The following is a 24,477-nucleotide window of genomic DNA, read 5'->3' on the forward strand; positions in this document are numbered from 1 at the left end:
CTGCCGGGAGCTTTTCTTTTTACGATAACCGAACTTTGCCCCGGCGTTGTCTGCCCCGGCTTTGGTCCGGCCCCGACAACTGACAACAAGCAACTGACAACTACCTCCATGCACGTTCTGCTTTTCGACGACCCGGCCATCCGGCCGCACCTGTTGCCTTTCACGTTCACGCGGCCGGTGGCGGCGCTGCGCTGCGGCATCCTCACGCTGGCCGAAAAGTGGCAATGCCGGTTGGGCGTCGAGGCCGTGGGCTACCTCACGCAGCCGTACCTGCAGGCCAAGTTCCCGGCGGGTGACGTGCGCGGCGCGGCCCTCATCGTCAACGGCGCCGTGTGCCCCGACGACCTGCTCGCGCGCCAAGTGCAGGCCCTGCTGCCCGGCCAGGCCCTGTACTGCGACGAGTTGCTGGTGGCCGCCCACGTGGCCGACGCCTCGCTGGTGGCCGAACTCATTCAGGACGGCATTCCCGAAACCCGGCAGGTGGCCGAGCCCGTGACGGTGATTGACCGCCCGTGGCAGCTGTTTCTGCGCAACGGCGTGGAAATCCGCCGCGACTTTGCCCTGCTCACCCAGGGCCGCACCTCGCAGCCCGTCGGCGATGCCCACACCATTGTGTATGGCGCCGAGAATATCTTCATTGAGGAAGGCGTAAAAATCCGCGCGGCCATTCTCAACGCCGAGGACGGCCCCATCTACCTGGGCAAAAACGCGCAGGTGCACGAGGGCGCCATCATCAAGGGGCCGCTGGCGCTGTGCGAGGGCGCCCACATCAACGCCGGGGCCAAAATGCGCGGCGACAACACCGTGGGACCGTTCTCGAAGGTGGGCGGCGAAGTGGGCAACAGCATTTTGCTGGGCTACAGCAACAAGGGCCACGACGGCTACTTGGGCAACTCCGTCATCGGCGAGTGGTGCAACCTGGGGGCCGACACCAACACCTCCAACCTCAAGAACAACTACGCGCCCGTCAAAATCTGGAGCCACGCCGCCAGTCGCTTCGTCGACACCGGCCAGACCTTCTGCGGTCTGATGATGGGCGACCACAGCAAGTGCGGCATCAACACCATGTTCAACACCGGCACGGTGGTGGGCGTGGGGGCCAACATTTTCGGGGCCGGCTTTCCGCGCACCTTCATCCCGAGCTTTAGCTGGGGTGGCGCGGCGGGCTTCGAAACCTTCAAGCTGCCCAAAGTAGGGGAGGTGGCCGAGCGCGTGATGGCCCGCCGCAACCTGCCGTATGATGCCGTGGAGCAAGGCATCATGCAGGAAGTATTTGCGGCTACGGAAGGCGATAGAATCTGGGAAAAGGCTAAAGCATGACCTTCGCCGAAATTCCCAACCAAACCGCCGTCAAGCAGCTCCTGCGCCAGTCGGTGCAGCGGCAGCACGTGGCGCATGCCCAGCTGTTTCGCGGCAGCGAGGGCGGCGCTGCGCTGGCGCTGGCATTGGCCTACGCGCAGTTTTTGAACTGTGAGGAACGCGCGCCCGGTGCCGCCGACAGCTGCGGCCACTGCCCGGCCTGCACCAAAATAGCCAAGCTGGCCCACCCCGACCTGAACTTCATCGTGCCCGTCACCACCACCAAAACGGTGACCAAGGACGCGGTGAGCAGCAAGTTCATGGCCGAGTGGCGCACCTTCGTGCTCGACAACCCCTACCAGGGCCTCAACGACTGGATGCAGCACATCGGGGCCGAAAACAAGCAGGGCAACATCAGCAAGGACGAGGCCGTGCAGATTCTGAAGCTGGTGAGCCTGAAGGCCTTTGAGGCGCGGTTCAAAATCGTCATCGTCTGGCTGCCTGAGCTCATGCACCCGGCGGCCGCCAATGCCGTGCTCAAGCTGCTGGAGGAGCCGCCGCCCGCCACCATCTTCCTGCTGGTGAGCCACGCGCCCGAGCAGCTGTTGCCCACCATCATCAGCCGGGTGCAGCCGGTGGTGGTGCGCCCGTTTTCCGAAGATGACATAACCGGCTTCCTGCACACCGCCTACCAGGTGCCCGAGGTGAAGGCCCGCCAGGTGGCGCAGCTGGCCGAGGGCAGCCTGGGCGCCGCCATCGCCAGCCGCGACGCCAACGCCGACCACGACTATTTTGAGTTTTTTGCGAAGTGGATGCGCCAGTGCTACAGCCAGAAAGCGGCCGACATTCTCAAGCAAAGCGACGAATTCCAAAAGCTGGGCCGCGAAAACCAGAAGGAACTGCTGAGCTACTCGCTGGGCCTGCTGCGCAAGGTGCTGCTGTTTGGCATCGACCCGAAATTTGTGCCCCACCTGGCCAGCGGCGAGCAGCAGTTCGTAACCGGCTTCGCCCGTTTCGTGACGCCGCGCAATGCCGACCTGTTAACCAAAGAACTCACCGACGCCCACTACCACATCGAGCGCAACGCCAACGCCAAAATGGTGTTTGTGGACAGCTCCTTGCGGCTAGGGGGATTTTTGCGCGCCTGAATGAAAAAGCACGGTCATGCTGAGCGCAGCCGAAGCATGACGTTTTAAATGATAACCGCCTGATAATGAAAATCCGCCTCGCCACCCGCGCCAGCCGCCTCGCCCTGTGGCAAACCGAACACGTGGCCGCGCTGCTGCAAAAAGCCGGCTTCGAAACCGAAATCGTGCCGATGCAAACCACCGGCGACGCCGTGCAGGACCGCAGCCTGGCCAAAATCGGCTCCAAAGGCGTGTTCACTGAAGAGCTGGAAAACAGCCTACTGCGCGGCGAAACCCACCTGGCAGTGCATTCGGCCAAGGACGTGCAAAGCAGCATCCCGCGTGAGCTGGAGCTGCTGGCCTTCCTGGAGCGCGAGCAGGTGAACGACGTGGTGCTGAGCTTCGATGAGCAGTTTTCACTCGACAAGCCGGGCATCGTGCTGGGCACCAGCAGCACCCGCCGCAAGGCTCAGCTGCGCCGCTTCTACCCGCACGCCGAAACCGCCGAAGCTCGCGGCAACCTCCAGACTCGCCTGCGCAAGCTCGAAGAAGGTCAGTTCGATGCCCTCGTGCTGGCCTACGCCGGCGTGCACCGCATGGGCTACGAGCACCTGGTGCGCCACACGCTGCCCGCCACCCAGTTTGTGCCCGCCACCGGCCAGGGCAGCATCGCCGTGGAGTGCGCCGCCGACCTCGACGCCAACCTGAAAACCCGCCTGAAGGCTGCCCTCGACCACCCCGCCACCCACACCTGCCTACTGGCCGAGCGCGCCTTTCTGCACACCATGGAAGGCGGCTGCAGCATTCCCTCCTTTGCCCTGGCCACGCTCGAAAATGGCCACCTGCGCCTGCACGGCGGCCTCATTAGCCTGAGCGGCGAAGAATACGTGGAAGAAATCCAGACCGCCGATTCGCCTGCCGAGGCTCATGCCCTGGGCGTGGCCGTGGCCGATGCCGTTCTGGGCTGCGGTGGCCGCGAAATTCTGGCCAGTATCCGCGAGCAGCGCGGGTAGCCGGGGCTGGCGGTTAGTTTTGTCGGGCGTTTTACTTTCTCTCCTCTATGAAACATTCCATTCTGCGCGCTGCGGCGTTTTTGCTGGTGCTGCTGTGGGCTGCGGCCCCCGTTTTCGCGGCCGATAAACCCGGCAAGCCCAAAAAGAGCGGCAAAGACGAAGTCGTGACCATCACCACGCCGCAGGGCGTCATCCGCCTCGTGCTTTTCGACGACACGCCCCTGCACAAAGGCAACTTCCTGCAAAAGGCCAAAAGCGGGTTCTACAACGGCACCACCTTCCACCGCGTCATCGACAACTTTATGATTCAGGGCGGCGACGCCAACACCAAAGACGCCGACCCCAGCAACGACGGCCTGGGCCAGCCCAACGACCCCACCATCCCGGCCGAGCTCACGCCCGGCCACCCGCACGTGTACGGCGCCGTGGCCGCCGCCCGCATGGGCGGCCCGCGCGGCACGCCCAGCAGCAACTCCCAGTTTTACCTGGTCGAAAACCACGAGGGCACCCACTTTCTCGATGGGCAGTACACCGTGTTCGGCCAAGTCATTCAGGGCCTCGATGTCATCGACAAAATTGCCAAGGTGAGCAAAGACGCCCGCGACCGGCCCCTTGCCGACGTGAAAATGACCATGAAGGTGGAGAAGCTGAAGCGGAAGAAAATCAGCAAGCTCTACGGGTACAAGTACGAATAGCCACCCGGCGCCCACTGCCAGCGTATGAAAATCCTCGTCACCGGTTCCAATGGCCTGCTGGGCCAAAAGCTAGTTGCCTTGCTGCGTGCGCAGCCCGAAGTGGAGCTGGTGGCCACCTCCCGCGGCGCCAACAAGCTGGCTGCGCTTTACCCCGGCCTGCACTTCGTGCCCCTCGACGTGACCGATGCCGCTCAGGTGCGCCAGGTGCTGGCCCAGGAGCGGCCCACCCACCTCATCCACACGGCCGCTATGACCAACGTGGACGAGTGCGAGCTCAACCACGAAGCCTGCTGGCTGCACAACGTGACGGCCGTGGCGCACCTCGTCGACGCTTGCGCCGAGTTTGACATTCACCTCACCCACCTCAGCACCGACTTTATTTTTAGCGGCGAGGCCGGCCCCCTGGCCGAAGACGCCACGCCTGGGCCGGTCAATTTCTACGGCCACAGCAAGCTGGCCGCCGAAGAGCTGGTGCGGGCCAGCCCCGGCCGTTGGGCCATTGCCCGCACCGTGCTGGTGTACGGCGTGGCCCACGAGTACGGCCGCACCAACATCGTGCTGTGGGTGCGCGACTCGTTGCGCGCCGGCAAAGCCATCAAAGTGGTGTCGGACCAGTGGCGCACGCCCACCCTGGCCGAAGACTTGGCGCAGGGCTGCTGGCTGCTGGCCCTTCACTCGGCGCAGGGCATCTACCACATCAGCAGCGACGAAATGCTCACGCCCCATGCCATGGCCCTACAGGTGGCCGACTTTTTTGGGCTCGACCACGGCCTCATCGAGGAAGCCAACGCCGGCACGTTTACGCAGCCGGCCCGGCGGCCGGCCCGGACCGGCTTCATCATCGATAAAGCCAAGCGCGAACTGGGCTACCGCCCCCACACTTTTGCTCAGGGCATCGAGCTGGTGGGCCGCCAGAGCGACGAGCGGTAAGGGCAAAAAAAACCCGCCGGGGTAGACGGCGGGTTAAAACTCGGCAGGGGTAGCCGGCGAGCGGTAGAAGTAATGAGTGGGTAGATAGGGTAAGGGTATTATACCAAATGCGGGAAGTTGATAGGTAATGGGTAATCGACTGGATGCGATGGCTAAGCGTTAGAGCGGAAAGGAGGAATCAGGACTGCGGCCATACGCCTACCAGCAGGCCACCCACCAGTACGGCGGTGCGGCCCAGCAGGGCAGCTTCGCCCAATGCACGCGGCACAACCATGCCGTCGGGAGTCACGAAATCAATGCCCACCGATATGGGGCGAGCCGCCTGTGAGGTAGCCTTGGGGCGACGGGAGGAGCCCAATGATGGGTAAACGAGCAGATACATACAGAACGGGGTAGAGAAAAAGAGGAGTTGGGAGAGCGTCGAAATTGCTTTGTGCTGAAAAGCAATACAATGTTACCACCTCATTTTACCCTTTAAAAGGACATATCCGCTACGAGTGAGACATCAGGAAGCTTGCCTTTTTTAGCAGAAAAATCAAATAAATGGCTGAAAAGTACAGCTCATGTGAATTGCTGTCCAGTTCATAACATTTTTAACTATTTGTATAATAATGGTTTATAAACTAACGCTGCTAGTATTTTCTAATTTTAATTTTAGAAAAAAAGGCCGAATTGAGACATTGAAACCTGGGCATTTGCCCCCGGCCAGTGCGCGTTTTCCTGCCTGTTTCAGGGCGCCTGTCTGAATTATCTTGCAGCTTGCCTTCGGGGCGCTGAAGACAGAAAATGCAGGCTTAACATACTGAATGTAAGTATTGTAATGGGAAAAACGAACACCCACCATGCGCTCGTGTCATAGCGGAACGAGGCCATGAGCCGGCCCCAGCTGGCTACCTCAGGCGGCAAGCCGACACCCAAAAACGACAAGGTGCTTTCCAGGCCCAGCAGCCGGGCAAGGCTCAAGGGTAATGCAGCGCGTAATGGGCTGATGGCGTGTGGCATGGCATGCTTCAGCCAGATTTGCCAAGCAGGAATGCCAGCGGCCTGTGCGGCTTCGGTAAACGGTAGCGCACGCGTGCGCCGCATCTGGGCCCTGACCAGCCGGGCGGGCGTCGACCAAGCGGTAAACGCCAGAATCGCCAGCAGCCCCAGAGCCGAAACGCCGCCCGTGCCCGCCGCAATGGCTAGCACCAGCACCAAGTGCGGAATGGTGTCGAGGGCCGTGGCGACCCCCATCACGGCCGCATCGAGGGGCACCGAAGTGCTGTAAGCAGCGCCCCGGCGCGGGCGCCACAGCAGGCGCGCTACACCTGCCGCGGCCATCAGCAGCCCCAACCCAAACATGGGCAGGCGCAGAAACCACCACGCCGCGCCGAGGGCCAGTAGCCAGTAGCCGGCAGCGGCCCGCACCCGGTTGCCCCAAAACCCGGCCGCACCGCCCAGTACCCCGCCCACCATGGCCGCCAGAACGGCGGCTGGGAACGTAATGAATACAGCAGTGCGGCTCCCGTACACCAGCAGGCTAAGTACGTCGAGCCCCTGTGCGTCAGTGCCCAGCCAGTGCTGCCCGGGGCTGAGCGGGGCCTGCGCCACATGCGCCAAGTCGGGCACGTTGGGTGGGTAGGGCAGGGGCAGCCATGGGGCCGCCACGGCCACCAGCACCAACAGGCCCAGCCAGGCGGCCGCCACTTTCTGCGTCCACGAAAGGGAAGGCGAGGTCAGGACTGCCACCGGATGCGAGGGTCGGCCCAAAAATTCAACACGTCGGTGGCCAGCAGCGCCAGCATGCGGGCCGCGCCCACCAGCAGCACGCCGCCCACCAGCACGGGCGCGTCGCGCGCGACGGCGGCACCGGCCAGCAGGCGGCCCATGCCCGGCAGCGCAAATACCACTTCAACCACCACGGCCCCGGCCACCAGCGCCGGCAGCAGCTCGGCCAGTTGGGCCAGCGAAGGCAGCAAGGCATTGCGCAACGCATGGCGGCGGATAACGGCCGGCTCGGCCAGTCCCTTGGCGCGGGCCGTTACGGCGTAGTGGGAGCCCAGCTCCTGCACAAGGCTGGCGTGCAGCTGCAGGGTGAGCTCCGGAAGGGCGCTGAGAACCAGGGCGGCAGTTGGCAGCACCAGGTGCCATAAGTAGGCCGCCAGGTAGCCCCAGGTGCCGGGCGGCTGGTCGGTGGTTTGCCCCAGGCCATACCCCGGAAACCAGTCCAGCGCCTCGGGGTTGGCAAATGCCAGCAGCAGCAGGAGCCCCACCCCAAACAGCGGCAGCGCCTGGAGCCCCACCAGCCCGGCCCGAACCGGGCGTTGCCACCACGGCCTGCCCGCCAAGCCCAGGGCAAGCAGCAAGGCGCCGCCCACGGAAAGCGCCACCGCTAGGCCAGTGAGCGGCAACGTGAACGCCAGCGCGTCGGCCAGCTCCGCGCCGACGGCGCGGCCCGTGCGGTAGGACTGGCCAAGGTTGCCGCGCAGGAGCTGCGTGGCCCAGCGGTGGTATTGGTTGCGGAGGCCGTTCCAGCGCCAGGACGCGCGGGCTTCGGCGGGCGGGCTCACGTAAAAGAGCGGCTCATCGAGGCCCAGGCGCTGGTCGATGGCCTGCTCGGTGGCCGCCTGGGCTGCGGCAGAGAGGGGCACGCCGCTGCCGCGCTGCTCCGACGCATCGGGCGAGCCCAACTGCACGGCGCCCAAGTCGCGGTGAATGAGCAGGAAGACCACCGAAACCAGCGCCCACGCCGCCAATCCCGTGCGAAGCAAATGCCAGGCTATGCGCAGGGCCATGGGTTAGGGCGCCGGCTGGGCAACCCGCTCAATGGTGGCTGCGGCAAAGCCCGGCCTGAGGCTGCCCACGTGCAAGCCCGTAAGCGCACGGTTGGCCGCAACGCGGTTGGGCAGGTAAAACAAGGGCACAATGGGGGCCTCGGCCTGTAGCAGGGCCTGAAACTGCCGCAGCAGCGCCGTGCGCCGGGCGGGGTTGTCGGCTCTGGCAATGGCTGCGATGAGGCGGTCGCTGGCCGGCGTGCCAAACTTCGTGACGTTATTGGCGCTTGCCGAGTGCAGCAGCTGCGTAAAGTTGAACATGAACGGGTTGCCTCGAAGCACGCGCAGGTACACGTCGAAGTCGCCGCTGCGCATAGCCGTGGCAAACGTGCCCGGTTCGGTGGGTCGCAGCGTGACCGGCACGCCAATGCTGGCCGCCGCCGCCTGAAACTGCAGCGCCACCGTGCCAAACAACACTTCCTCGGCGCGGTAGCGCACCAGCAGGCGCAGCTGCTGGTCGGCGCCCCGGCCCGTGCTACGAAACCAGCCTTCGTGGGGGGCGGACCGGCGCTGCCACCCGGCGCGGCGCAACAGCGCCACCGCCGAGTCGGGGGCGAAGGGCACGGGGGCCAGGCTGTCGTTGTAGTTGGCGCGGTCGGCGGGGCTGATGATGCCTACCGTGCGCTGGCCCTCGCCCAGCTGAGTGGCGCGCAACAGGCCCGCCGCGTCGAAGCAGCGGCTGAGGGCCCGTCGGGTCAGGGCATCGGCCAGGGCCGGGTGCCGGGTGTTGAAGCCGGCCGTGGCCACGTCGTACGACGGGCTCGTGTAAAAGCGCAGCGCCGAGCGGGCGGCGGGCGCGGCACGCAGCCGCGCAAACTCGCGAGCCGGCATCTGCGGAAACACGTCTACGTCGCCGCGCTGCAAAGCCAAAGCGGCCGTGGCCACGTCCGGAATGATGACGTATTCAAGCTGCTGGGGTCTGGCCTGCAACACCAGCGGCGCTGGCTGCAGGCGGCTGCCCCACCAGCGCGGCTTGCGCCGAAACGACAGAAACCGGTCTTTTTCCCATTTCAACAGTTCGTAGGGGCCACAGCCGGATAGGCGGTTCGACGAGCGGCTGGCCACCGCCGCGAGGTACTGTTGGGCCACCGCCCGGGCGCCGGAGTCGGCGGGGAGGGGCAGGGGCTGGCGCTGCAGGTCGGCCAGCGACCACCGGCGCAGCAGGCCGCGCGGGTCGAGGCTGTGCTCGGGCAGAATGAAAAAGTCGCCCGACGCCTGCGCAAATTCCAGGCTCTGGCCTCGGCACAGCAGCGTGAAACGGCGGGGGTCCTGAGGATGGGGCAGCACGGCCCGAATGAAGCTGTATTGATTGCGGGCGGCCTCGTTGGGCAGGCCCGGGCAAAGCATCAGCTTAAGGGTAAAATCCACGTCGCTGGCCAGTACGGCCCGGCCGTTGTCCCAGGTGGCGGCGGGCCTGATGCGGTACTGTAGCCGGGTGAGCGAGTCGCCCACCAACTGGACGGTGGGCAGTTGTTCGGCCAGCGCCGGTGCCAGCTGCTGGGTAGCAATATCGCCCTGCAGCAGGCTGACGTGAAGCAGGTTGTTGGCGTCGAAGGCCGCCAGATTAGGCGCAAAAAGCGGGTCGAGCGTTTCCGGGTCGCGAGCCCAGCGGATGCGCACGGTGTCGCGTTGGGCATGTTGGCCGCCGCAACTGCATGCCAACAAGGCGATTGCAATGCGCAGCAGAAAATTAGCTGGGAGAGGATGCTTCACGCGGTACACCTAGCCTGAAAGTCGCCCCGTGGCGGTGAACAGGCAATATAGGCACGAAACGCGACCTGCAGCGGAATTAGGCTACGTCGTTGCCCCAGCCGCCGGTGCCGCCGTCGGCGCTATCGATATCGTTGCCCCAACCGCCGGTGCCGCCGTCGGCGCTATCGATATCGTTGCCCCAGCCGCCGGTGCCACCGTCGATGTCGTTGCCCCAGCCACCGGTGCCACCGTCAAGGCTGGTGCTGATGATGTCGTTGCCCCAGCCACCCGTGCCACCGAACGCAACGATGTCGTTGCCCCAGCCGCCGGTGCCGCCGTCGATGTCGTTGCCCCAACCGCCGGTGCCGCCGTCGGCGCCATCGATGTCGTTGCCCCAGCCGCCGGTGCCACCGTCGGCGCCATCGATGTCGTTGCCCCAACCGCCGGTGCCGCCGTCAAGGCTGGTGCCAGTACCGCCGAAAGTAGTCGAAGTGCTGCTTACAGGTGCCTGCAGGGCAAGCGCTTTTTGGGGGGCGCTGGTGGCAAAGCTGGCAAACTGGAACAGGGCGATGGCGAAGAGGTTCAACATGTCTATTTGGTTTATAAAGAGTGTGTCAGGCGATTGATTGACACAAAGTTGGGGGGGGCGACCACCCTACAAAAGGACAATGTTGTTCTAAATCAGACTTGTGTAAAGCTAATATTTAAAATGATTTTTAAAAGAAGTAGAAATTAACATATGCTTTTCTGAATTGTATTAAAAGTTTTTAAAGCAACAGTTTTAGAAAAAATATGCTATTTGCGACGTCAAGCCATGAAAATGACCGTAACAAATCACGATACAAAGGTGGAGGGGAGTATTCCAGTAAAAAAGGAAAGAAGGGCTCTGTTTGCGACATCGGGTTTACAAAGGCCTTTTTCCCATAAAGGCCGAATTTGAACTCATAGAGCGCTTTTGCAATGAATGAAATTTCAAATTTGGCGCGAATTGTGACATCGCGCAGCTTGACTTCTTTGCCGGTTTTGGACCTGGCGAGCACCCGGCCGAACAAGGAAAATCAATTCGTGGCCACCCTGACCGCTACGCCGGGGGCCACGCAGCTGCAAGTAGTGAAGGCGCTGTATGGCAAACCCACCGCCGCTAACGTGCGCGCCCTGCAACGCCTGCAGTCGCGGGTGAAAAACAAGCTGCTCAACCAGCTCTATTTCCTGGACCATTCGGACCCGCGCCACTTGGTGTCGCGCCGCTACCAGATGGAGTGCCTCGACTTATTGCACAAGATAAACATTCTGTTTGCAGAAGGCGAGTATGTGCTCACCGAGCGCCTCCTCTACCGCTGCAAGCGCCTGGCCGAGGCCGGTAGCTTCACCAACTACAGCGTGGAGTGCGCCCGGCTCATGTGCACGGTGTACTCGCAGCAGCGCCAGGCCCTGCGCTACCAGAAAGCCACCAGCCAGCTTTTGAAGCTGCAGCAGACCCTGGCCTGGGAAGATGAGGCCGAGCGCATCTATTCCGACACGCAGATGGCGCTGGCCCACACCGTGCGCAGCCGCCGGGCCGTGCTGCCCCTCCTGCCCACCTACATTGCCCAGCTGGAAGCCCTGCACCGCAAGGCCCGCACCTTCAGCACCTACAACCACCTCTACCGGTTGCGCCTGGCCTACGAGGAACTACAGGGCAATTTCAAGGAGATGATTAAAGTGACGGCCGACGCCTCGCGGCGCTTTCGGGAGGGCAAGCTCAATGCCCGGCGCTTCGACCTGCGCTTCAACCATTTCGTGAGCATCTACGCTTACCTGCGCAGCCGGCAGCCGGTGCAGGGCCTGCGCTTGGCCGAGCAGTACAGCCGTGACTTCCACCCGTCGTCGAGCAACTGGTTTTATTTTCAGGAGCACCACGTGCTGCTGGCCCTGCACGCCGAGCAGTACGAGCGCGCCCAGCAGTTGCTGACCACCATCACCAAAAACCCCGCCTACCTCATCCAGCGCGAGGCCGCTCTCGAACGCTGGGACCTATACAAGGCCTATATCGACTTTGTGCTGCCGCCCCAGCGCGCCACCGCCCGGCAGCGCCAAATGGCGCAGTGGGTGCTGCAACTGCCCGAGTACAGCCGCGACAAGCGCGGCCACAACGTGGCCATTCTGGTGTTGCAGCTGCTGCACTTCCTGCGCGAGCGCAGCCTGGAAGAGGTGCTGCTGCGCCTCGAGCGCCTGCGCAAGTACCAGCAGCGCCACCTCTACGAGGCCAGCACGCTGCGCAGCCGCCTGTTTTTGCGCCTGCTGCAGGTGATTGTGGAAAAGAATTTCGACGCCGCCGCCGCCGCCGAGCGCGGCAAAAACATGCTGCTGCAGCTACAGGATACGCCGCCGCCCGGCGAGGCCTTTGCCGAGGTCGAAATCATTCCCTACGAACAGCTGTGGAAGCTGGTGCTGGGGCTGCTGCGCGAAGGCCGCCCCATGGCCACAGAAGCTGACGCCTAGGTCCTGGAAAAACGGCGCAAGCCCCCGCCGCACAAGTAGTTGCGCGGCGGGGGCTTGCCATTAAGAGAGACTGTGGCCTTTAGGCAGTAGATACTAGGCGCTACGGCTCCACCACAATTTCGCGCGAGACGCAATGGCTGGCGATGCAGGCCGCCGAGCCGTAGCCGCGCATGCTGAAACGAACCTGGTAGGTGCCCGGCCGCCGGAACACGTGTTGGGCCGTGCGGCCCTGCTGCACGGTGCCGTCGCGAAAATCCCATACGTACTGCACGTTGTTGCAACTGAGCAACTGGGCTTCGGGCGAAGCAAAGCTGACGGGCTGGCCCACGCGCACGCGGGTGGTGGAAGCGGTGAAGTCGACGACGTCCTGCTGGACGAGGTTGATGGGAATGTATTTCTGCCCGCGGCGTATTTCGCCGGTTTTGTCCACGATGACGTCGAGCTGCACTACGTAGTTTTTGCGCTCCTTGTAGCAGTGCGTCACGGTGGGGCCGGTGAGGGTGGTGCCGTCGCCCATCTGCCACTGGTAAGTGAAGGGGCCGGCGGCCTCGTCGACGGAAGGACGGCCGTCGAGGTCGACGCAGAGCATGCGCGGCAGCGGCGGCCCGCAGTTTACGCTGGTGGTGTCGCCGGCCTGCTGGGCGCGGGCGGCCAGTGCGGCCAGGCTCAGCAAGAAGGCCAGGGCGGCTGCGCGGCCGCGGGAAGCTGCTGGGAGAAAGCGCATAGATAGAACGATAAGCAAAATTAGAATTTGTTGAGGCGCTGCATCACGTCGCGCAGGTAGGTTTGGCCCACCGGAATGTGCTTGGATTCCACCACCAGCGAGTTGTCTTCGAGGGCCTGGATGTGGTCGAGGTTGACGATGAACGAGCGATGCACTCGCACAAAGCGGGTGGCCGGAAATTTCTCTTCCACGGCCTTCATGGTGCTGTACACAATGAGCTTGCTGCGGTCGGTGATGACGTGCACGTAGTCGCCCAGGGCCTCCACGTAGCGCACGTCGTCGAAGGTGACGCGCACCAGCTTGTTGTCCACCTTCACGAAGGTGAAGGCGGCGTTGGGCGCCGACGCCTGGATGGCATCGGGGTCGTCGGCGGTCTGGCGCTCGGTCATTTCCAAGGCTTTTTGCGCGGCCTGCAGGAAGCGGGCGTAGCTCACGGGCTTCACCAGGTAGTCCACCACGGCCTGCTCGAAGGCCTGCACCGCGTAGTCTTTGCTGCTGGTGATGAGCACCACCAGCGGCGGGTGCTGCAGGGTGCGCAGCAGCTCGATGCCCGACATGAGCGGCATTTCCACGTCCAGAAACAGCAAGTCCACCGGCTGGGTGCGCAGCGCTTCGGCGGCTTCCACGGGGTTGGTGTAGCTGCCGGCTGCGGTCAGGAAAGGGGTGTTGGCGATGCAGTTGAGCACCACTTGCACCGAAAGCGGGTCGTCGTCGACGACCAGGCAGCGAAGTACGGATGTAGACATAAAAGCAGTTACGAGGAACGTTAATTTGACGAATGTAAGACCGTCAACCGATTTACTAACTGAGGGTTCGCGCTTCCAGTTGCGGGTATAGCTCGCCCAATTGCTGGCGAATGGCTTCGACCAGCGGCGGGCAGTAGGGGCAGTCGGGGAGGCGGGCGGCCCGCTCCAACTCGTCGAGCTGGGCGTGCAGCACCGGCACGCCAAAGTACGCCACCTGGCCTTTTAGCTTGTGCGCGGTGCTGGCCAGGGCGGCGGGGTCGTGGGGGCAGGCGGTGGCCAGCAGCGCTTCCAGCGCCGGCGCCTCGGTCAAGAAGGTGCCCACAATCTGGCGTAGAAAGCCCTCATTGCCACCGGCCAACTCTTCCAGCAAGTGCCAGTCGGGTTTGATTTTGAAGGCAGCAGGGGCGGCACTAGCGTCGTTGCCCTCGCGCCTGCCGGGCCGCTCGCTCGCCGGCCCGGCGCTACGCCCGGTGAAATGGGCCAGGCGCGCATACAGCACGGCCGGCTCGAAGGGCTTGGCCAGGGTGTCGTTCATGCCAGCTTCCAGGGCCAGCACCCGGTCTTCGGGCAGCACCGAGGCCGTGAGGCCGATGATGGGCAGCTGCAGGGCGTCGGGGAAGAGGGCGCGCAGGCGGCGCGACGCTTCGTAGCCGTCCATTTCGGGCATTTGCACGTCCATCAGCACGGCGTCGAAGGGCAGGGCAGCGGCCGCGGCGGTTTCCACGGCCAGGCGGCCATTTTCGGCGATGACGACCTGCACGTTCCAGGCTTCCAGGGTTTTGCGCGCCACCATCTGGTTCAGGGCGTTGTCTTCGGCCACCAGCACGCGCAGGGCGGGCTCGAAGGGCGCCAGCGGGCCGGCGTGGGCGTCGGGCTGGGCGGCGCTGGCGTCGGCCACTTCGTAGGGCAGCTCAAAGAAAAACTCCGAGCCCTGGCCTTCCTCGCTGGTTACGCCGAGCTGGCCGCCGTGCAGCTGCACCAGGTTGCGGGCAATGCTCAGGCCCAGGCCCGTGCCGCCAAACTCGCGCGTGGTGGACGTATTGGCCTGCGAAAAATCTTCGAAAATGGCCCCCAGCTTGTCGGCCGGAATGCCAATGCCCGTGTCGCGCACCGCGAAGCGGATGAGCTGGTGGGCCGGTGGGGTGGTGGGCTGGTCGGTTTGGGGCACCGCTTCCACCGCCACCGTGACGCCGCCCTGCCGCGTAAACTTAATGGCATTGCCGACCAGGTTGACCAGAATCTGGTTCAGGCGCACCGGGTCGCCGAGCACGGCGGCGGGCACGTTATCGGCCACGTTAATGTAAAGCGCCAGCCCCTTGCTCTCGGTGGCAAACTTGAACATGGCCCCCAGCCGGCGCACCGCTTCGGGCAGGCGGAAGGGCACTTGCTCCAGCGACAGCTTGCCCGCCTCCATCTTGGAGCTGTCGAGGATGTCGTTGATAATAACCAGCAGGTTTTGCGACGACGACTCGATGGCCGTGAGGTATTCGCCCTGCTCCTGCGTGGGCCGGGTGGCCTGCAGCAGGTTGGTGAGGCCGATGACGGCGTTCATGGGCGTGCGGATTTCGTGGCTCATGTTGGCCAGAAACTGCGCCTTTGCCCGCCGCGAGGCTTCGGCCGCGTCGCGGGCCACCACCAGGTCGGCGTTGATGTGCTCGATGTGGGCTTTCTGCTGGCGCAGCTCGGCGGTGCGCTCGCGCACGGTGCGCTCCAGCACCAGCTGGGTGCGGCGCAGGCGTCCCTCCCGGGCCCGCACCACCCCGAACACCAGGCCGCCCAGGCCAAGCGCGGCAAACGTGGCAAACCACCACGTGCGCCAAAACGGCGTGGCAATGCCGAACGCCGCCGCCACCGCCGGGCTCCACGCCCCCGCCGCGCCGCGCCGCACCCGCGCCTCAAACACGTACCGGCCGGCGTCGAGGCCCGGAAACTGGGCTTCGCCCGCCGCGCTGGGCCGGCTCCACTCGTCGGACAGGCCGCGCAGCCGGTATTGGTAGGCCAGGTCCTCGTTCGGATTCAGGCTGATGCCCTGGAAGGCAAAGCTGAGCCGGTGCCGCGTGGCCGATAGCTGCCCCAGCGCATCCACGGGTTGCGGGGCGCCGTCTACTTCGGCCGCGACAAAGGCCAGGCCCGGCGGACGAACCGCGGCGTAGCGCCGGGCCGCCGCCACATCGAGGCGCAGCAGCCCGGCGCGGGTGGGCAGCCAGGCCACGGCGGCATCAGGGCCCGGCGCGGCCACGGCGCCGGTGCCCAGGCATTCGCGCACCAGCGGGTTGTCGAGCGCGGCCAGGGCGGCGAAGCGCAGCCGGCGCACGTCGAGCAGGGTGAGGCCCTGGCGGTGCACCAGCAGCAGCTCGGGCCGGGCCGGTGGGGCCGGCAGCGGCAGCAGGCCATACACGTAGTCGGACGGCAGGGCGCCGCCCGCAAACTGCTCCCATTTGCCAGTGGGCGGGTGATAAAACACGCCCTGCCCCTCGGTGCCCACCCAGAGGCCGCCGTCGGCGTCTTCGGCGAAGCAGCTGATGTCGAGTCCCGTGGCGGTGAGGCGGGCGTACTCGAAAGTGCGGGTGCGCGGCTGAAACACGGCCAGGCCGGTGCCGCGCGTGCCCACCCACACCCGGCCGGTGCGGTCGGCCAGCAGGGCGGTGATGGTGTTGTGCAGCAGGCCGTCGGCCGTGGTGAAGTGGCGAACGGTCTTGGAGGAATCGGTCGGAACTAAGTAGATGCCATCGGCGGCGGTGCCCACCCACAAGCCGCTGGTGGGGGCGTAGGCGAGGGCGGTGACGTTGTAGTCGGTATTGTTTGATAACCCAGGCACTGCCACGCCGCCCGAGCCAGGTCTGGGGACGATGTAAACGCCCGTTGACGTGCCCACCCAAAAGCCGCCTCCCAGCCGGGTCGGGTGCGGCAGTAGGGCTTTGACGGGTTCGCCGGGTAGGGGCGGCACGCGCCCATTGCCGGCATAAAGCAGCGGCGCCGAGCCTGCGAGCGGGAGCTGAAAGAAACGGTTGCCGCCGAAAGTGGCCCAAGCTTCGAGGTTGCTGTTAGCTGAAAGAGTGGCCAGGGACGGCGTTTGGCCCAGCGGGCCGGCGGGCCGCGGCAGCAGCCGCAAATGCCGGTCAGAATGCCGCCACAGGCCCTGGCCGGCGGTGCCCAGCCAGGCGTTGCCTTCGCGGTCTTCGAGCAGGGAAATGACTTCGGTGCCGGCGGGCAGGCGCAGCTGGTAGCGGCGCAGGTAGCGCCCAATGGCAGCCGTGTCGACGGGCGGCGGGCCGTCGGCGGGCAGCCTGAGGCCGGCGGGCACGGTGGCGCGGTCGGCCGGGGCGAAGGCGCTGGTGGGCGTTTTTCTCACCGAAACGCCGCCCTGGTAATGGCCCACCCACAGCGCGCCCGTGGCCGGATTTTCGCGCAGCGACACCACAAAGTCTTCGGCCAGCCCGTCTTTTTGGGTGAAGGTGACGAAGCGCGTGCCGTCGTAGCGCACCAATCCGTCGCCGGTGCCGAGCCAGAGGTAGCCCTGCCGGTCCTGCAGCAAAGCGTAGATGAACGGGGCCCGCAGCCCTTCGGCCGGCCCAAACTGGCGCACATAGGCCTGTTGCGCCTGCGTCGGCCGCACCAGCAGCAACAACAAGCCCAGCAGCGCGAGCAACAGCAGGCCCAGCCGCCGCACGTACAAAATGTGAAAAAGAGGTTTCAAGCAGAGGCAGCCGGATGGGCCGGCGGGCTGGGGCCGGGTCGTTTCGGCGCACAAGGTAGAAGGCCGGGCTGGGCTGCGGTTTGGCATTCCGATTATCAATGGCCGTTTCGCGGCCAACAGCGGAATTTTCCCGGCCGCACCGGGCCTACTTGGCCGTCACCTTAAACTCGGTGCGGCGGTTGAGCTGGCGGCCGGCTTTGGTGGTGTTGGGGGCCACGGGCTGGGTTTCGCCATAGCCGGCGGCCGTGAGGCGGGCGGCGGCAATGCCGTGCTGCGTGAGGTAGAGCACCACGGCCTGGGCGCGGCGCTGGCTCAGGTCCTGGTTTTTGGCGGCCTCGCCCACGTCGTCGGTGTGGCCGGCCATTTCCAGCTTTAGGGCCGGAGTTTCGGTCAGGAGCTTTTGCAGGCGTTCCAGCTCGGCGGTGCTTTCGGGGCGCAGGCTGGCCTTGCCGGTGTCGAAGAAAATGTTGCGCAGCACGATGGTGGTGCCCACTTCCAGCTTCTTCAGCGGAATGTCCTTCACCACTTCGGCGTAGGCCGCGCCGGCGGGCAGGTCGAAGTTTTCGGAGTGGAAGAGGTAGCCGTCCTGCCGCACCACGATGCCGTAGTTGGTGCCCGAGGGCAAGCTTACGAGGTATTTGCCCGAAGTGGCGTTGCTGCGGAAGGTGGCAATGGTCTGGCCACTGGCGTTGTCGATGAGGTCGATGGCGGCGTCGAGCGGCTGCTTGGTGGCGTCGTCGGTAACGGTGCCTTTCAGAATGGTGACCTGGGCGGTGGCCACGGCCACGGCGGGCGCCAGCACGGTCTGCTTCACGGGGTTGAGGCGCGAGGCCAGCAACTGGTCTTCCTCGCTGAGCACGGGCGGCTTCTCGGGGCCTAGAAAGGTGATGCGGTAGATGTCTTTGGCGCCCAGGCCGCCGGGCCGGTCGCTGCTATAGTAGCCGTGCCGCCCCGAGGCCGAGGTCACAAAAAATACGTCGTCGTCGGGCGTGTTGATGGGCCAGCCTAGGTTCTCCGGCTCGCCCCACTTCCCGTTCTCAAACACCGATTTGAAGATGTCGTAGCCGCCCATGGAGTTGTGACCTTCCGACGAAAAGTACAGCGTCTTGCCATCGGGCGCCATAAAAACGCCCTCTTCGCCGTAGGCCGTGTTGATGGCCGAGCCCAGATTAACGGGCTGCGTGCGGCCTTCCATGTCCACCTTATAAATGTCGGAGCCGCCCAGGCTGCCTTCCTGCCGGTCGCTCACGAAGTACAGCCAGCGCCCATCGGGCGAGTAGCTGGCCGACGATTCGTGGTACTTGGTGTTGATGCGCGAGCCCAGCTGCTTGGGCTTGGTCCAGGCGCTGCCCGCGAGGTTGGCTTCGAGCAGGTCGCCGCCGTTGGTGCCCACGTACACCAGCATGCGCTGGCCGTCGGGCGCTAAGCCCACGGTGGCGTTGTGGTCGTCGGTGTTCACGGGCGTGCCCAGGTTGGTGGCGCGGCTCCACTTTTTGCCCTGCCAGGAGGCCTGGTAGATGTCTTCAAAAAAGCCGTTGCCTTCGGGGTCTTTCTTGCCGCCCGTCGAGCCGGTCCGGCGCGAGGTGATGAGGATGGTCGACTCGTCGGCCGATACCACCGGGCCGTAGTCCGAGTCGGCCGAATTCAGCTCCGGCCCCGCGTTGTCGATGAACACGCGCACCGGGCGGGCCGCCAGCTGCTGGCCCGTGCGGCACTGCTGCATGTAGCGCTGCAAGTCGTTGGCCGTAAGGGTTTCAGCGCTGCCGTTGCGGGTGTTGCCGCCCACGGGCTGGGCCTGCTGGTACTCGGCCAGGGCTTCGCGCCACTTGCCGCTCAGGTGCAGGGCGCGGGCCAGCAGGAAGTGGGTGCGGGCGTCGGCGGTGGCGTCGAGCTTGGCGGCTTTCTGCAGGTAGGGCAGGGCGGCGGTTTTGGTGGACGAGTGCAGGTAGCAGTCGCCGATTTTCACGTTCAGGCCTGCGTTGTTGGGGTTGAACTGCTGCGCGGCCAGGAAGTGCGGTAGGGCCTGGGCGTAGCGCGCCGGGTCGGCGTTGTACTCGGTGTCGCCGTCCTTCAGCTCGCGGTTGGCTTCGCGCAGGCCTTCTTTGTTATCGCCAAAATTGTCTTTGGTGAAGGCAATGCTTTGCGCAGCCGCGGGTAGGGCGGCGCTGGCGAGGAGCAGGAAAAACAGGCGTAATAACATCGTGGATAGATAGTTTAGGGAATGTTCTGTCGGGCGCCTCACCCCCTGGCCCCTACTCCCAAAGGAGAGGGGGCACCGGTTAGGCTCCTCTCGGAATCGTTAGGCTCCCCCTCTGCTTTGGGCTTTGCGCTTCAAGCGAATCGGGGCCGGGGAGGGAGGGGCTACGGCCGCGCCGTATGGATTATGCCAATTACTCCGTAGCCTCGCCCGCGCAGCCAGCGGCGGCCGCGTAGTCGTTGCCCACTTTCAGGCCCAGCTCGGCGGCTTTGCGCCAGTCCTGACAGGCTTCGTCGGCTTGGCGGAGCATTTCGCGGGCGTGGCCGCGGTTGAGGTAGGCTTCGGCGTAGTCGGCTTTTAGCTTGAGGGCTTCGCTGGCGTCGGCGGCGGCTTCGGCGTATTTCTCCAGCTTGAGCTGGGCGGCGGCGCGGTTGTTCCAGGCGTAGGCGTATTTGGCGTCGAGCTTGATGGCCTGCGTGAAGTCGGCAATGGCGCCGGCGTAGTCCTTGTTCTCGAAGCGGGCGTTGCCGCGGTTGTTGAAGGCCAGGGCGTTGTCAGATTTTTTGGCCAGGTAGGCGTCGTAGTCTTTCAGGGCCTGGGGCAGCTGGCCGGTGCGGCGCTCGGTGGTGGCGCGGTTGAGCAGGGCCGGCAGCAGGTCGGGCTGCAGGGCCAGGGCCTGGGTGTAGTCCTGGGTGGCGGCGGCAAAGTTGCCCAGCTTCTGCTGGGTGCTGGCGCGGTCGTGGTAGGCGTAGGCCAGCTTAGGGTCGGCTTTGAGGGCGCCATCAAAGTCGTCGCGGGCGGCTTGGTAGTCGCCTTTCTCGAAGCGCAGCACGCCGCGGTTGTACCAGGCCGGGGCATAGTCGGGTTTGGCCTTCACGGCTTCGCTGTAGTCCTGTTCGGCCTCCGTCAGGTGGTTCTGGGCTTCCTGGGCGCGGGCGCGGCCAAAGTAGCCGGCGTAGTTGCCGGGCTCCAGCTTCAGGGCCTGGTCGTAGTCGGCCTGGGCCTGGGAGTATTCTTTAAGCTCGAAGCGGGTGGCGGCGCGGTTGGTGTACGCGGCCGCAAAATCAGGTTTGGCCGCGATGGCTTGGTCGAAGCTACGCAGCGCCGCCGGGTAGCTCTGGGCCTGGAAGCTGGCCAGGCCGCTGTTATACGCTTTCTCCGCCAGCTGGGGGCCCGGCAGGGTGCTGGCCCGCACCGTATCGACCTGCGCGCGGGCGGCAAAAGGCGCCGTGAGCAACACGATAAAAAGTAGAGGTTTTTGTATCATAGCTAGATGATAAGCTAAAACAGAAGCGTATGTAGCGAAGATATAGGATTTTTACTTCTAGCCAATAGTCGGGCCAATAAAAAGAACGTCATGCCGAGCGCGGCGCAGCACCTCGCCCGCGGTCACTACTTAGTGGTGACAGGCGAGGTGCTGCGCTGCGCTCGGCATGACGTGCTGAGGGTCGCCTCTTACCTTTTCTCTGTTTTCTGCTTCTCCGCTTTTATCTTCCCGAAAATGCTCTTTGGCAGCAGCATGTGGGCCCCGCGGGTGCCGTCCACCACCTGCGTCGTGTTTAGGTCGCCGGCCACGCTGCACAGCATGTAGGCGTCATCGCGCGTCAGGTGCTTTTCGGCCACCAGGAAGGCTATCATTTCGCGCACGGCATCCTTGGCGGCCAAGGTTAGGTCCTCGTTCAGGCCCATGCTGATGTAGTGCGTGGGCGTTTCGGCGCGGGGCAAAGTCAGGTGCAGGTCCTTACGCACAATGAACTGCAGCTGGCCCGAAAGCGAGGTTTCCAACGCCGTAATGTCCACCTCGCCGTTGCCCTGCCCGGCGTGGCCGTCGCCCACAAAAAACAGCGCGCCCGCCGCGTGCACCGGCAAATACAGCGTGGTGCCGGCCACCAGCTCCTTATTGTCGAGGTTGCCGCCGTGGATGCCGGGCGGCGCGCTGTTCACGCGGCCCGCCGCGGCCGGCGGCGCCACGCCCATGCTCCCGAAAAACGGCCGCAGCGGCACGTCGATGCCCGGCAGGAAGTGCGCCACCATCTTCTTCTTATCGAGCGGAATAATGCGCATTTTGGCGTAGCCAAAATCCTCCGGAATAAAGCCGCTCTTGGCCCCGAAGGCATTGTAGGCGTAAGGAATGGCCAGCTTGACGGACTGAATGCGCACCTCCAGCACGTCGCCGGGCTCGGCCCCTTCGATGAAAATGGGGCCGGTGAGGATGTGGCCGCCCGGACCTTTGTTGGTGACTTTCTCCACGATTTCGCGCAGGTTGGGCTCCACTTGCGCGGGAGGCAGGCCGGCGCCTTCCAAGCGGGTGGGGGTGGAGGTGATGAGCGTGTGCACTTCCACGGTTTCGCCGGATTTGATGCGCAGCACGGGCGGCGCGGCGGCATCGTAGTAGCCCCAGGCGGCAGTGGCGGGCGTGATGGGCAACTGGTGCGTGGCTTTCTGGGCGTGCGCAGCTCCGGCCAAGCCCAGGCACAGCGCCAGCAGGCGGGCCCGCGGAGCGAATGATTCGTGGAATTTCATGGCAGCAAGTACGCACCTGCGCAGGGATGGACGCCGAAAAGGCGGCCACATAAAATTCATGTCGATTATAGGATTTCATCCCGTAGATTTGGCCCGTAAACTTTAGGGGTGCTTCGCTTCGGCGCGGCTGAGAAATACCCTTGGAACCTGATTCTGGATAATACCAGCGAAGGGAAAAGTAATGGTCCGCATCGCGGCTGTCTTTGGGGTAGTCCGTCGCCGGCGCCCCTATTGTTTATGGATTGATTTCACCGCCACCCGCCCCGGTTGCCATGATTTGCTACGTAAACAATTCGCCCCAAGAAACTTCCGATACTCAGACGCTCACGCAGCTGCTCGCCGACCTAGCCCTGGCCGGGCAGCGCGGCCTCGCCGTGGCCGTGAACGACGAGGTGGTGCCCCGCGCCGCCTGGGCCGCACACGAGCTGCGCGAGCACGACCGGGTCACGATTATTCGCGCCACGCAGGGCGGGTGAGGCTTTACGCTTAGTTGTCAGTTACTCGTTGTCAGTTGTTAGGTCTTTTGTTGACGCAACGACAGCAGGTTTTTTGACAGCTGATTTCTAACAACTGACAACAAACAACTGACAACTAACCCCGTCATGAAAAAGAAAGACCAGGCCCCGCAGCAGACGCTGGTGGAGCGCCAGCCGCTCACCGGCTCCCGTAAAATTTACGTGCAAGGCAAGCTACACCCCGAAATCCGGGTGGCCATGCGCGAAATCGCCCTGGCCGATACCGAGCGTAAGTTCGATTTCGGTTTTCCCTCCGAGCAGAACCCGCCCGTGACGGTGTACGACACCAGCGGCCCCTACACCGACCCTAACGTTGAAATCGACCTGAAAAAAGGCCTGCCCCGCCTGCGCCAGCAGTGGATTCTCGACCGCGGCGACGTGGAGCAGCTCAGCGGCACCACCTCCGAATACGGCCAGCAGCGCGCCGCCGACGCCGGCCTCGACCACCTGCGCTTCGAGCACATCGCGGCCCCGCTGCGCGCCAAGCCGGGCTACAACGTGAGCCAGATGCACTACGCCAAAAAGGGCATTATCACGCCCGAAATGGAGTACATCGCCATTCGCGAAAACCAGCGCTTCGACGAGCTGCCCGCCGATGACCCGCTGCGAACCCAGCACCGCGGCCACAGCTTCGGCGCCAACACGCCGGAGGGCCACATCACGGCCGAATTTGTGCGCCAGGAAGTGGCTGCAGGCCGCGCCGTGATTCCCAGTAACATCAACCACCCGGAGAGCGAGCCCATGATTATCGGGCGCAACTTCCTGGTGAAAATCAACACCAACATCGGCAACTCGGCCGTGACTTCATCCATTGAGGAAGAGGTAGATAAGGCCGTGTGGAGCTGCCGCTGGGGCGGCGACACGCTGATGGACCTGAGCACCGGCAAAAACATCCACGAAACCCGCGAGTGGATTATCCGCAACTGCCCCGTGCCGGTGGGCACCGTGCCCATTTACCAGGCCCTGGAAAAGGTGAACGGCAAGGCCGAAGACCTGACCTGGGAGCTATTCCGCGACACGCTGATTGAGCAGGCCGAGCAGGGCGTCGACTACTTCACCATCCACGCCGGCGTGCTACTGCGTTACGTGCCCATGACCGCCAAGCGCGTGACCGGCATCGTGTCGCGCGGCGGCTCTATCATGGCCAAGTGGTGCCTGGCGCACCACAAGGAAAGCTTCCTGTACACGCATTTTGAGGAAATCTGCGAAATCATGAAGGCCTACGACGTGGCCTTCTCGCTGGGCGACGGCCTGCGCCCCGGCTCCATTGCCGATGCCAACGACGAAGCCCAGTTTGCCGAGCTGGAAACCCTGGGCGAACTCACCAAAATTGCTTGGAAGCACGACGTGCAGGTGATGATTGAGGGGCCCGGCCACGTGCCCATGCACCTCATCAAGGAAAACATGGACAAGCAGCTGAAGGAGTGCCACGAGGCGCCGTTCTACACGCTGGGCCCGCTCACCACGGACATTGCGCCCGGCTACGACCACATCACCTCGGCCATCGGCGCGGCCATGATTGGCTGGTTTGGCACGGCTATGCTGTGCTACGTGACGCCCAAGGAGCACCTCGGCCTGCCCAACAAGCAGGACGTGAAAGACGGCGTCATCGCCTACAAAATCGCGGCCCACGCCGCCGATTTGGCCAAGGGCCACCCAGGCGCGCAGTACCGCGACAACGCCCTGAGCAAGGCCCGCTTTGAGTTCCGCTGGGAAGACCAGTTCAACCTGAGCCTCGACCCCGACACGGCCCGCGAGTACCACGACGAAACCCTGCCGGCCGAAGGCGCCAAAGTGGCCCACTTCTGCTCGATGTGCGGCCCGCACTTCTGCTCGATGAAAATCACGCAGGAAGTGCGCGACTACGCCGCCAAGCAGGACCTGACCGCCAGCGAGGTGCTGGCCCAGGGCCTTGTGGATAAGTCGCGTGAATTTGTGGAAAAAGGCAGCGAGATTTATCTGTAGAGACGCAATATTTTGCGTCTCGTCGTTGAACGACCGGTGCCGTGCCGGCAGGTCCCG

Annotated in this window: 19 protein-coding genes and 1 riboswitch; of the genes, 8 read left to right on the top strand and 11 right to left on the bottom strand. The window is 64.3% G+C overall.

The window, feature by feature from the left end; translation table 11 throughout:
• The first annotated feature begins 108 nt into the window (after positions 1–108).
• The 5 genes from IC234_RS12575 to IC234_RS12595 all read left to right on the top strand — a co-directional run bounded on the left by IC234_RS12575 (position 109) and on the right by IC234_RS12595 (position 5,064).
• A complete protein-coding gene (locus tag IC234_RS12575) occupies positions 109–1,320 on the top strand; it encodes a GlmU family protein (protein ID WP_190925102.1) in 1,212 nt (403 codons plus the stop codon).
• A complete protein-coding gene (locus IC234_RS12580; protein WP_190925104.1) occupies positions 1,317–2,447 on the top strand; it encodes a DNA polymerase III subunit in 1,131 nt (376 codons plus the stop codon). Before IC234_RS12575 ends, IC234_RS12580 begins: the two co-directional genes overlap by 4 nt.
• Before the next feature lie 65 nt (positions 2,448–2,512).
• Complete coding sequence (hemC, locus tag IC234_RS12585; RefSeq protein WP_190925106.1) at positions 2,513–3,439, top strand: hydroxymethylbilane synthase; 927 nt, start codon at positions 2,513–2,515, stop codon at positions 3,437–3,439.
• A 47-nt stretch (positions 3,440–3,486) separates the two neighbouring features.
• The gene (locus IC234_RS12590) at positions 3,487–4,134 is read left to right on the top strand and encodes a peptidylprolyl isomerase (protein WP_190925108.1); all 648 of its coding nucleotides are present in this window, start codon (positions 3,487–3,489) and stop codon (positions 4,132–4,134) included.
• Positions 4,135–4,158: 24 nt separating this feature from the next.
• Positions 4,159–5,064, top strand: coding sequence for an SDR family oxidoreductase (locus IC234_RS12595; protein ID WP_190925110.1), 906 nt, complete (start codon positions 4,159–4,161; stop codon positions 5,062–5,064).
• A gap of 178 nt (positions 5,065–5,242) precedes the next feature.
• On the opposite strand, the gene IC234_RS12600 is transcribed toward IC234_RS12595, so the two are convergent.
• From IC234_RS12600 to IC234_RS12620, 5 genes are all read right to left on the bottom strand, one after another.
• Positions 5,243–5,446, bottom strand: a complete 204-nt coding sequence (locus IC234_RS12600; protein ID WP_190925112.1) for a hypothetical protein — start codon at positions 5,444–5,446, stop codon at positions 5,243–5,245.
• 365 nt (positions 5,447–5,811) lie between these two features.
• Positions 5,812–6,795: an ABC transporter permease gene (locus IC234_RS12605; RefSeq protein ID WP_190925114.1), complete on the bottom strand. Its 984-nt coding sequence runs from the start codon at positions 6,793–6,795 to the stop codon at positions 5,812–5,814.
• On the bottom strand, positions 6,783–7,841 hold the full coding sequence (locus IC234_RS12610; RefSeq protein WP_190925116.1) for an ABC transporter permease subunit: 1,059 nt from the start codon (positions 7,839–7,841) through the stop codon (positions 6,783–6,785). The genes IC234_RS12605 and IC234_RS12610 overlap by 13 nt, the downstream gene beginning before the upstream one ends.
• A 3-nt stretch (positions 7,842–7,844) precedes the next feature.
• On the bottom strand, positions 7,845–9,593 hold the full coding sequence (locus IC234_RS12615) for an ABC transporter substrate-binding protein (RefSeq protein WP_317173375.1): 1,749 nt from the start codon (positions 9,591–9,593) through the stop codon (positions 7,845–7,847).
• A 76-nt stretch (positions 9,594–9,669) separates the two neighbouring features.
• Complete coding sequence (locus IC234_RS12620; RefSeq protein ID WP_190925120.1) at positions 9,670–10,161, bottom strand: hypothetical protein; 492 nt, start codon at positions 10,159–10,161, stop codon at positions 9,670–9,672.
• A gap of 476 nt (positions 10,162–10,637) precedes the next feature.
• On the opposite strand from IC234_RS12620, the gene IC234_RS12625 reads away from it, so the two are divergent.
• Positions 10,638–12,053, top strand: coding sequence for a hypothetical protein (locus tag IC234_RS12625; protein ID WP_190925122.1), 1,416 nt, complete (start codon positions 10,638–10,640; stop codon positions 12,051–12,053).
• Between the two features lie 100 nt (positions 12,054–12,153).
• Here the strand turns inward: IC234_RS12625 and IC234_RS12630 are convergent, their stop codons facing one another.
• The 6 genes from IC234_RS12630 to IC234_RS12655 form a co-directional block, all read right to left on the bottom strand.
• Positions 12,154–12,777 carry a PKD domain-containing protein gene (locus IC234_RS12630; protein WP_190925124.1) on the bottom strand — a complete coding sequence of 208 codons (624 nt, stop codon included), beginning with the start codon at positions 12,775–12,777 and terminating at the stop codon, positions 12,154–12,156.
• A 20-nt stretch (positions 12,778–12,797) separates the two neighbouring features.
• Positions 12,798–13,523, bottom strand: a complete 726-nt coding sequence (locus tag IC234_RS12635) for a LytR/AlgR family response regulator transcription factor (RefSeq protein WP_190925126.1) — start codon at positions 13,521–13,523, stop codon at positions 12,798–12,800.
• Positions 13,524–13,578: 55 nt separating this feature from the next.
• On the bottom strand, positions 13,579–17,220 hold the full coding sequence (locus IC234_RS12640; protein WP_190925128.1) for a hybrid sensor histidine kinase/response regulator: 3,642 nt from the start codon (positions 17,218–17,220) through the stop codon (positions 13,579–13,581).
• Positions 17,221–17,365: 145 nt separating this feature from the next.
• Positions 17,366–19,420 (bottom strand): OmpA family protein, encoded by a 2,055-nt coding sequence (locus IC234_RS12645; protein WP_190925130.1) that lies wholly within the window; start codon positions 19,418–19,420, stop codon positions 17,366–17,368.
• A 190-nt stretch (positions 19,421–19,610) separates the two neighbouring features.
• The gene (locus tag IC234_RS12650) at positions 19,611–20,684 is read right to left on the bottom strand and encodes a tetratricopeptide repeat protein (protein WP_190925132.1); all 1,074 of its coding nucleotides are present in this window, start codon (positions 20,682–20,684) and stop codon (positions 19,611–19,613) included.
• A 188-nt stretch (positions 20,685–20,872) separates the two neighbouring features.
• Positions 20,873–21,940, bottom strand: a complete 1,068-nt coding sequence (locus IC234_RS12655; protein WP_190925134.1) for an acetamidase/formamidase family protein — start codon at positions 21,938–21,940, stop codon at positions 20,873–20,875.
• 94 nt (positions 21,941–22,034) lie between these two features.
• Positions 22,035–22,132: riboswitch (TPP riboswitch) on the top strand.
• Positions 22,133–22,212: 80 nt separating this feature from the next.
• Here IC234_RS12655 and thiS point away from each other — a divergent pair.
• Positions 22,213–22,416 (top strand): sulfur carrier protein ThiS, encoded by a 204-nt coding sequence (gene thiS, locus IC234_RS12660; protein ID WP_190925136.1) that lies wholly within the window; start codon positions 22,213–22,215, stop codon positions 22,414–22,416.
• 126 nt (positions 22,417–22,542) lie between these two features.
• Positions 22,543–24,420 (top strand): phosphomethylpyrimidine synthase ThiC, encoded by a 1,878-nt coding sequence (thiC, locus tag IC234_RS12665; RefSeq protein WP_190925139.1) that lies wholly within the window; start codon positions 22,543–22,545, stop codon positions 24,418–24,420.
• Positions 24,421–24,477: the final 57 nt, after the last annotated feature.

Source organism: Hymenobacter armeniacus (genome assembly GCF_014699055.1).
In the GTDB taxonomy this organism is placed as follows: Bacteria; Bacteroidota; Bacteroidia; order Cytophagales; family Hymenobacteraceae; genus Hymenobacter; species Hymenobacter armeniacus.

What these genes read in the sequence shown, in the direction of transcription:
- hemC (WP_190925106.1), top strand. Translation starts at nt 2,513, where the DNA reads ATGAAAATCCGCCTCGCCACCCGCGCCAGCCGCCTCGCCCTGTGGCAA.
- IC234_RS12595 (WP_190925110.1), top strand. Translation starts at nt 4,159, where the DNA reads ATGAAAATCCTCGTCACCGGTTCCAATGGCCTGCTGGGCCAAAAGCTA.
- IC234_RS12635 (WP_190925126.1), bottom strand. Translation starts at nt 13,523, where the DNA reads ATGTCTACATCCGTACTTCGCTGCCTGGTCGTCGACGACGACCCGCTT.
- IC234_RS12655 (WP_190925134.1), bottom strand. Translation starts at nt 21,940, where the DNA reads ATGAAATTCCACGAATCATTCGCTCCGCGGGCCCGCCTGCTGGCGCTG.
- IC234_RS12590 (WP_190925108.1), top strand. Translation starts at nt 3,487, where the DNA reads ATGAAACATTCCATTCTGCGCGCTGCGGCGTTTTTGCTGGTGCTGCTG.
- IC234_RS12610 (WP_190925116.1), bottom strand. Translation starts at nt 7,841, where the DNA reads ATGGCCCTGCGCATAGCCTGGCATTTGCTTCGCACGGGATTGGCGGCG.
- thiC (WP_190925139.1), top strand. Translation starts at nt 22,543, where the DNA reads ATGAAAAAGAAAGACCAGGCCCCGCAGCAGACGCTGGTGGAGCGCCAG.
- thiS (WP_190925136.1), top strand. Translation starts at nt 22,213, where the DNA reads ATGATTTGCTACGTAAACAATTCGCCCCAAGAAACTTCCGATACTCAG.
- IC234_RS12645 (WP_190925130.1), bottom strand. Translation starts at nt 19,420, where the DNA reads ATGTTATTACGCCTGTTTTTCCTGCTCCTCGCCAGCGCCGCCCTACCC.
- IC234_RS12575 (WP_190925102.1), top strand. Translation starts at nt 109, where the DNA reads ATGCACGTTCTGCTTTTCGACGACCCGGCCATCCGGCCGCACCTGTTG.
- IC234_RS12600 (WP_190925112.1), bottom strand. Translation starts at nt 5,446, where the DNA reads ATGTATCTGCTCGTTTACCCATCATTGGGCTCCTCCCGTCGCCCCAAG.
- IC234_RS12650 (WP_190925132.1), bottom strand. Translation starts at nt 20,684, where the DNA reads ATGATACAAAAACCTCTACTTTTTATCGTGTTGCTCACGGCGCCTTTT.
- IC234_RS12580 (WP_190925104.1), top strand. Translation starts at nt 1,317, where the DNA reads ATGACCTTCGCCGAAATTCCCAACCAAACCGCCGTCAAGCAGCTCCTG.
- IC234_RS12630 (WP_190925124.1), bottom strand. Translation starts at nt 12,777, where the DNA reads ATGCGCTTTCTCCCAGCAGCTTCCCGCGGCCGCGCAGCCGCCCTGGCC.
- IC234_RS12620 (WP_190925120.1), bottom strand. Translation starts at nt 10,161, where the DNA reads ATGTTGAACCTCTTCGCCATCGCCCTGTTCCAGTTTGCCAGCTTTGCC.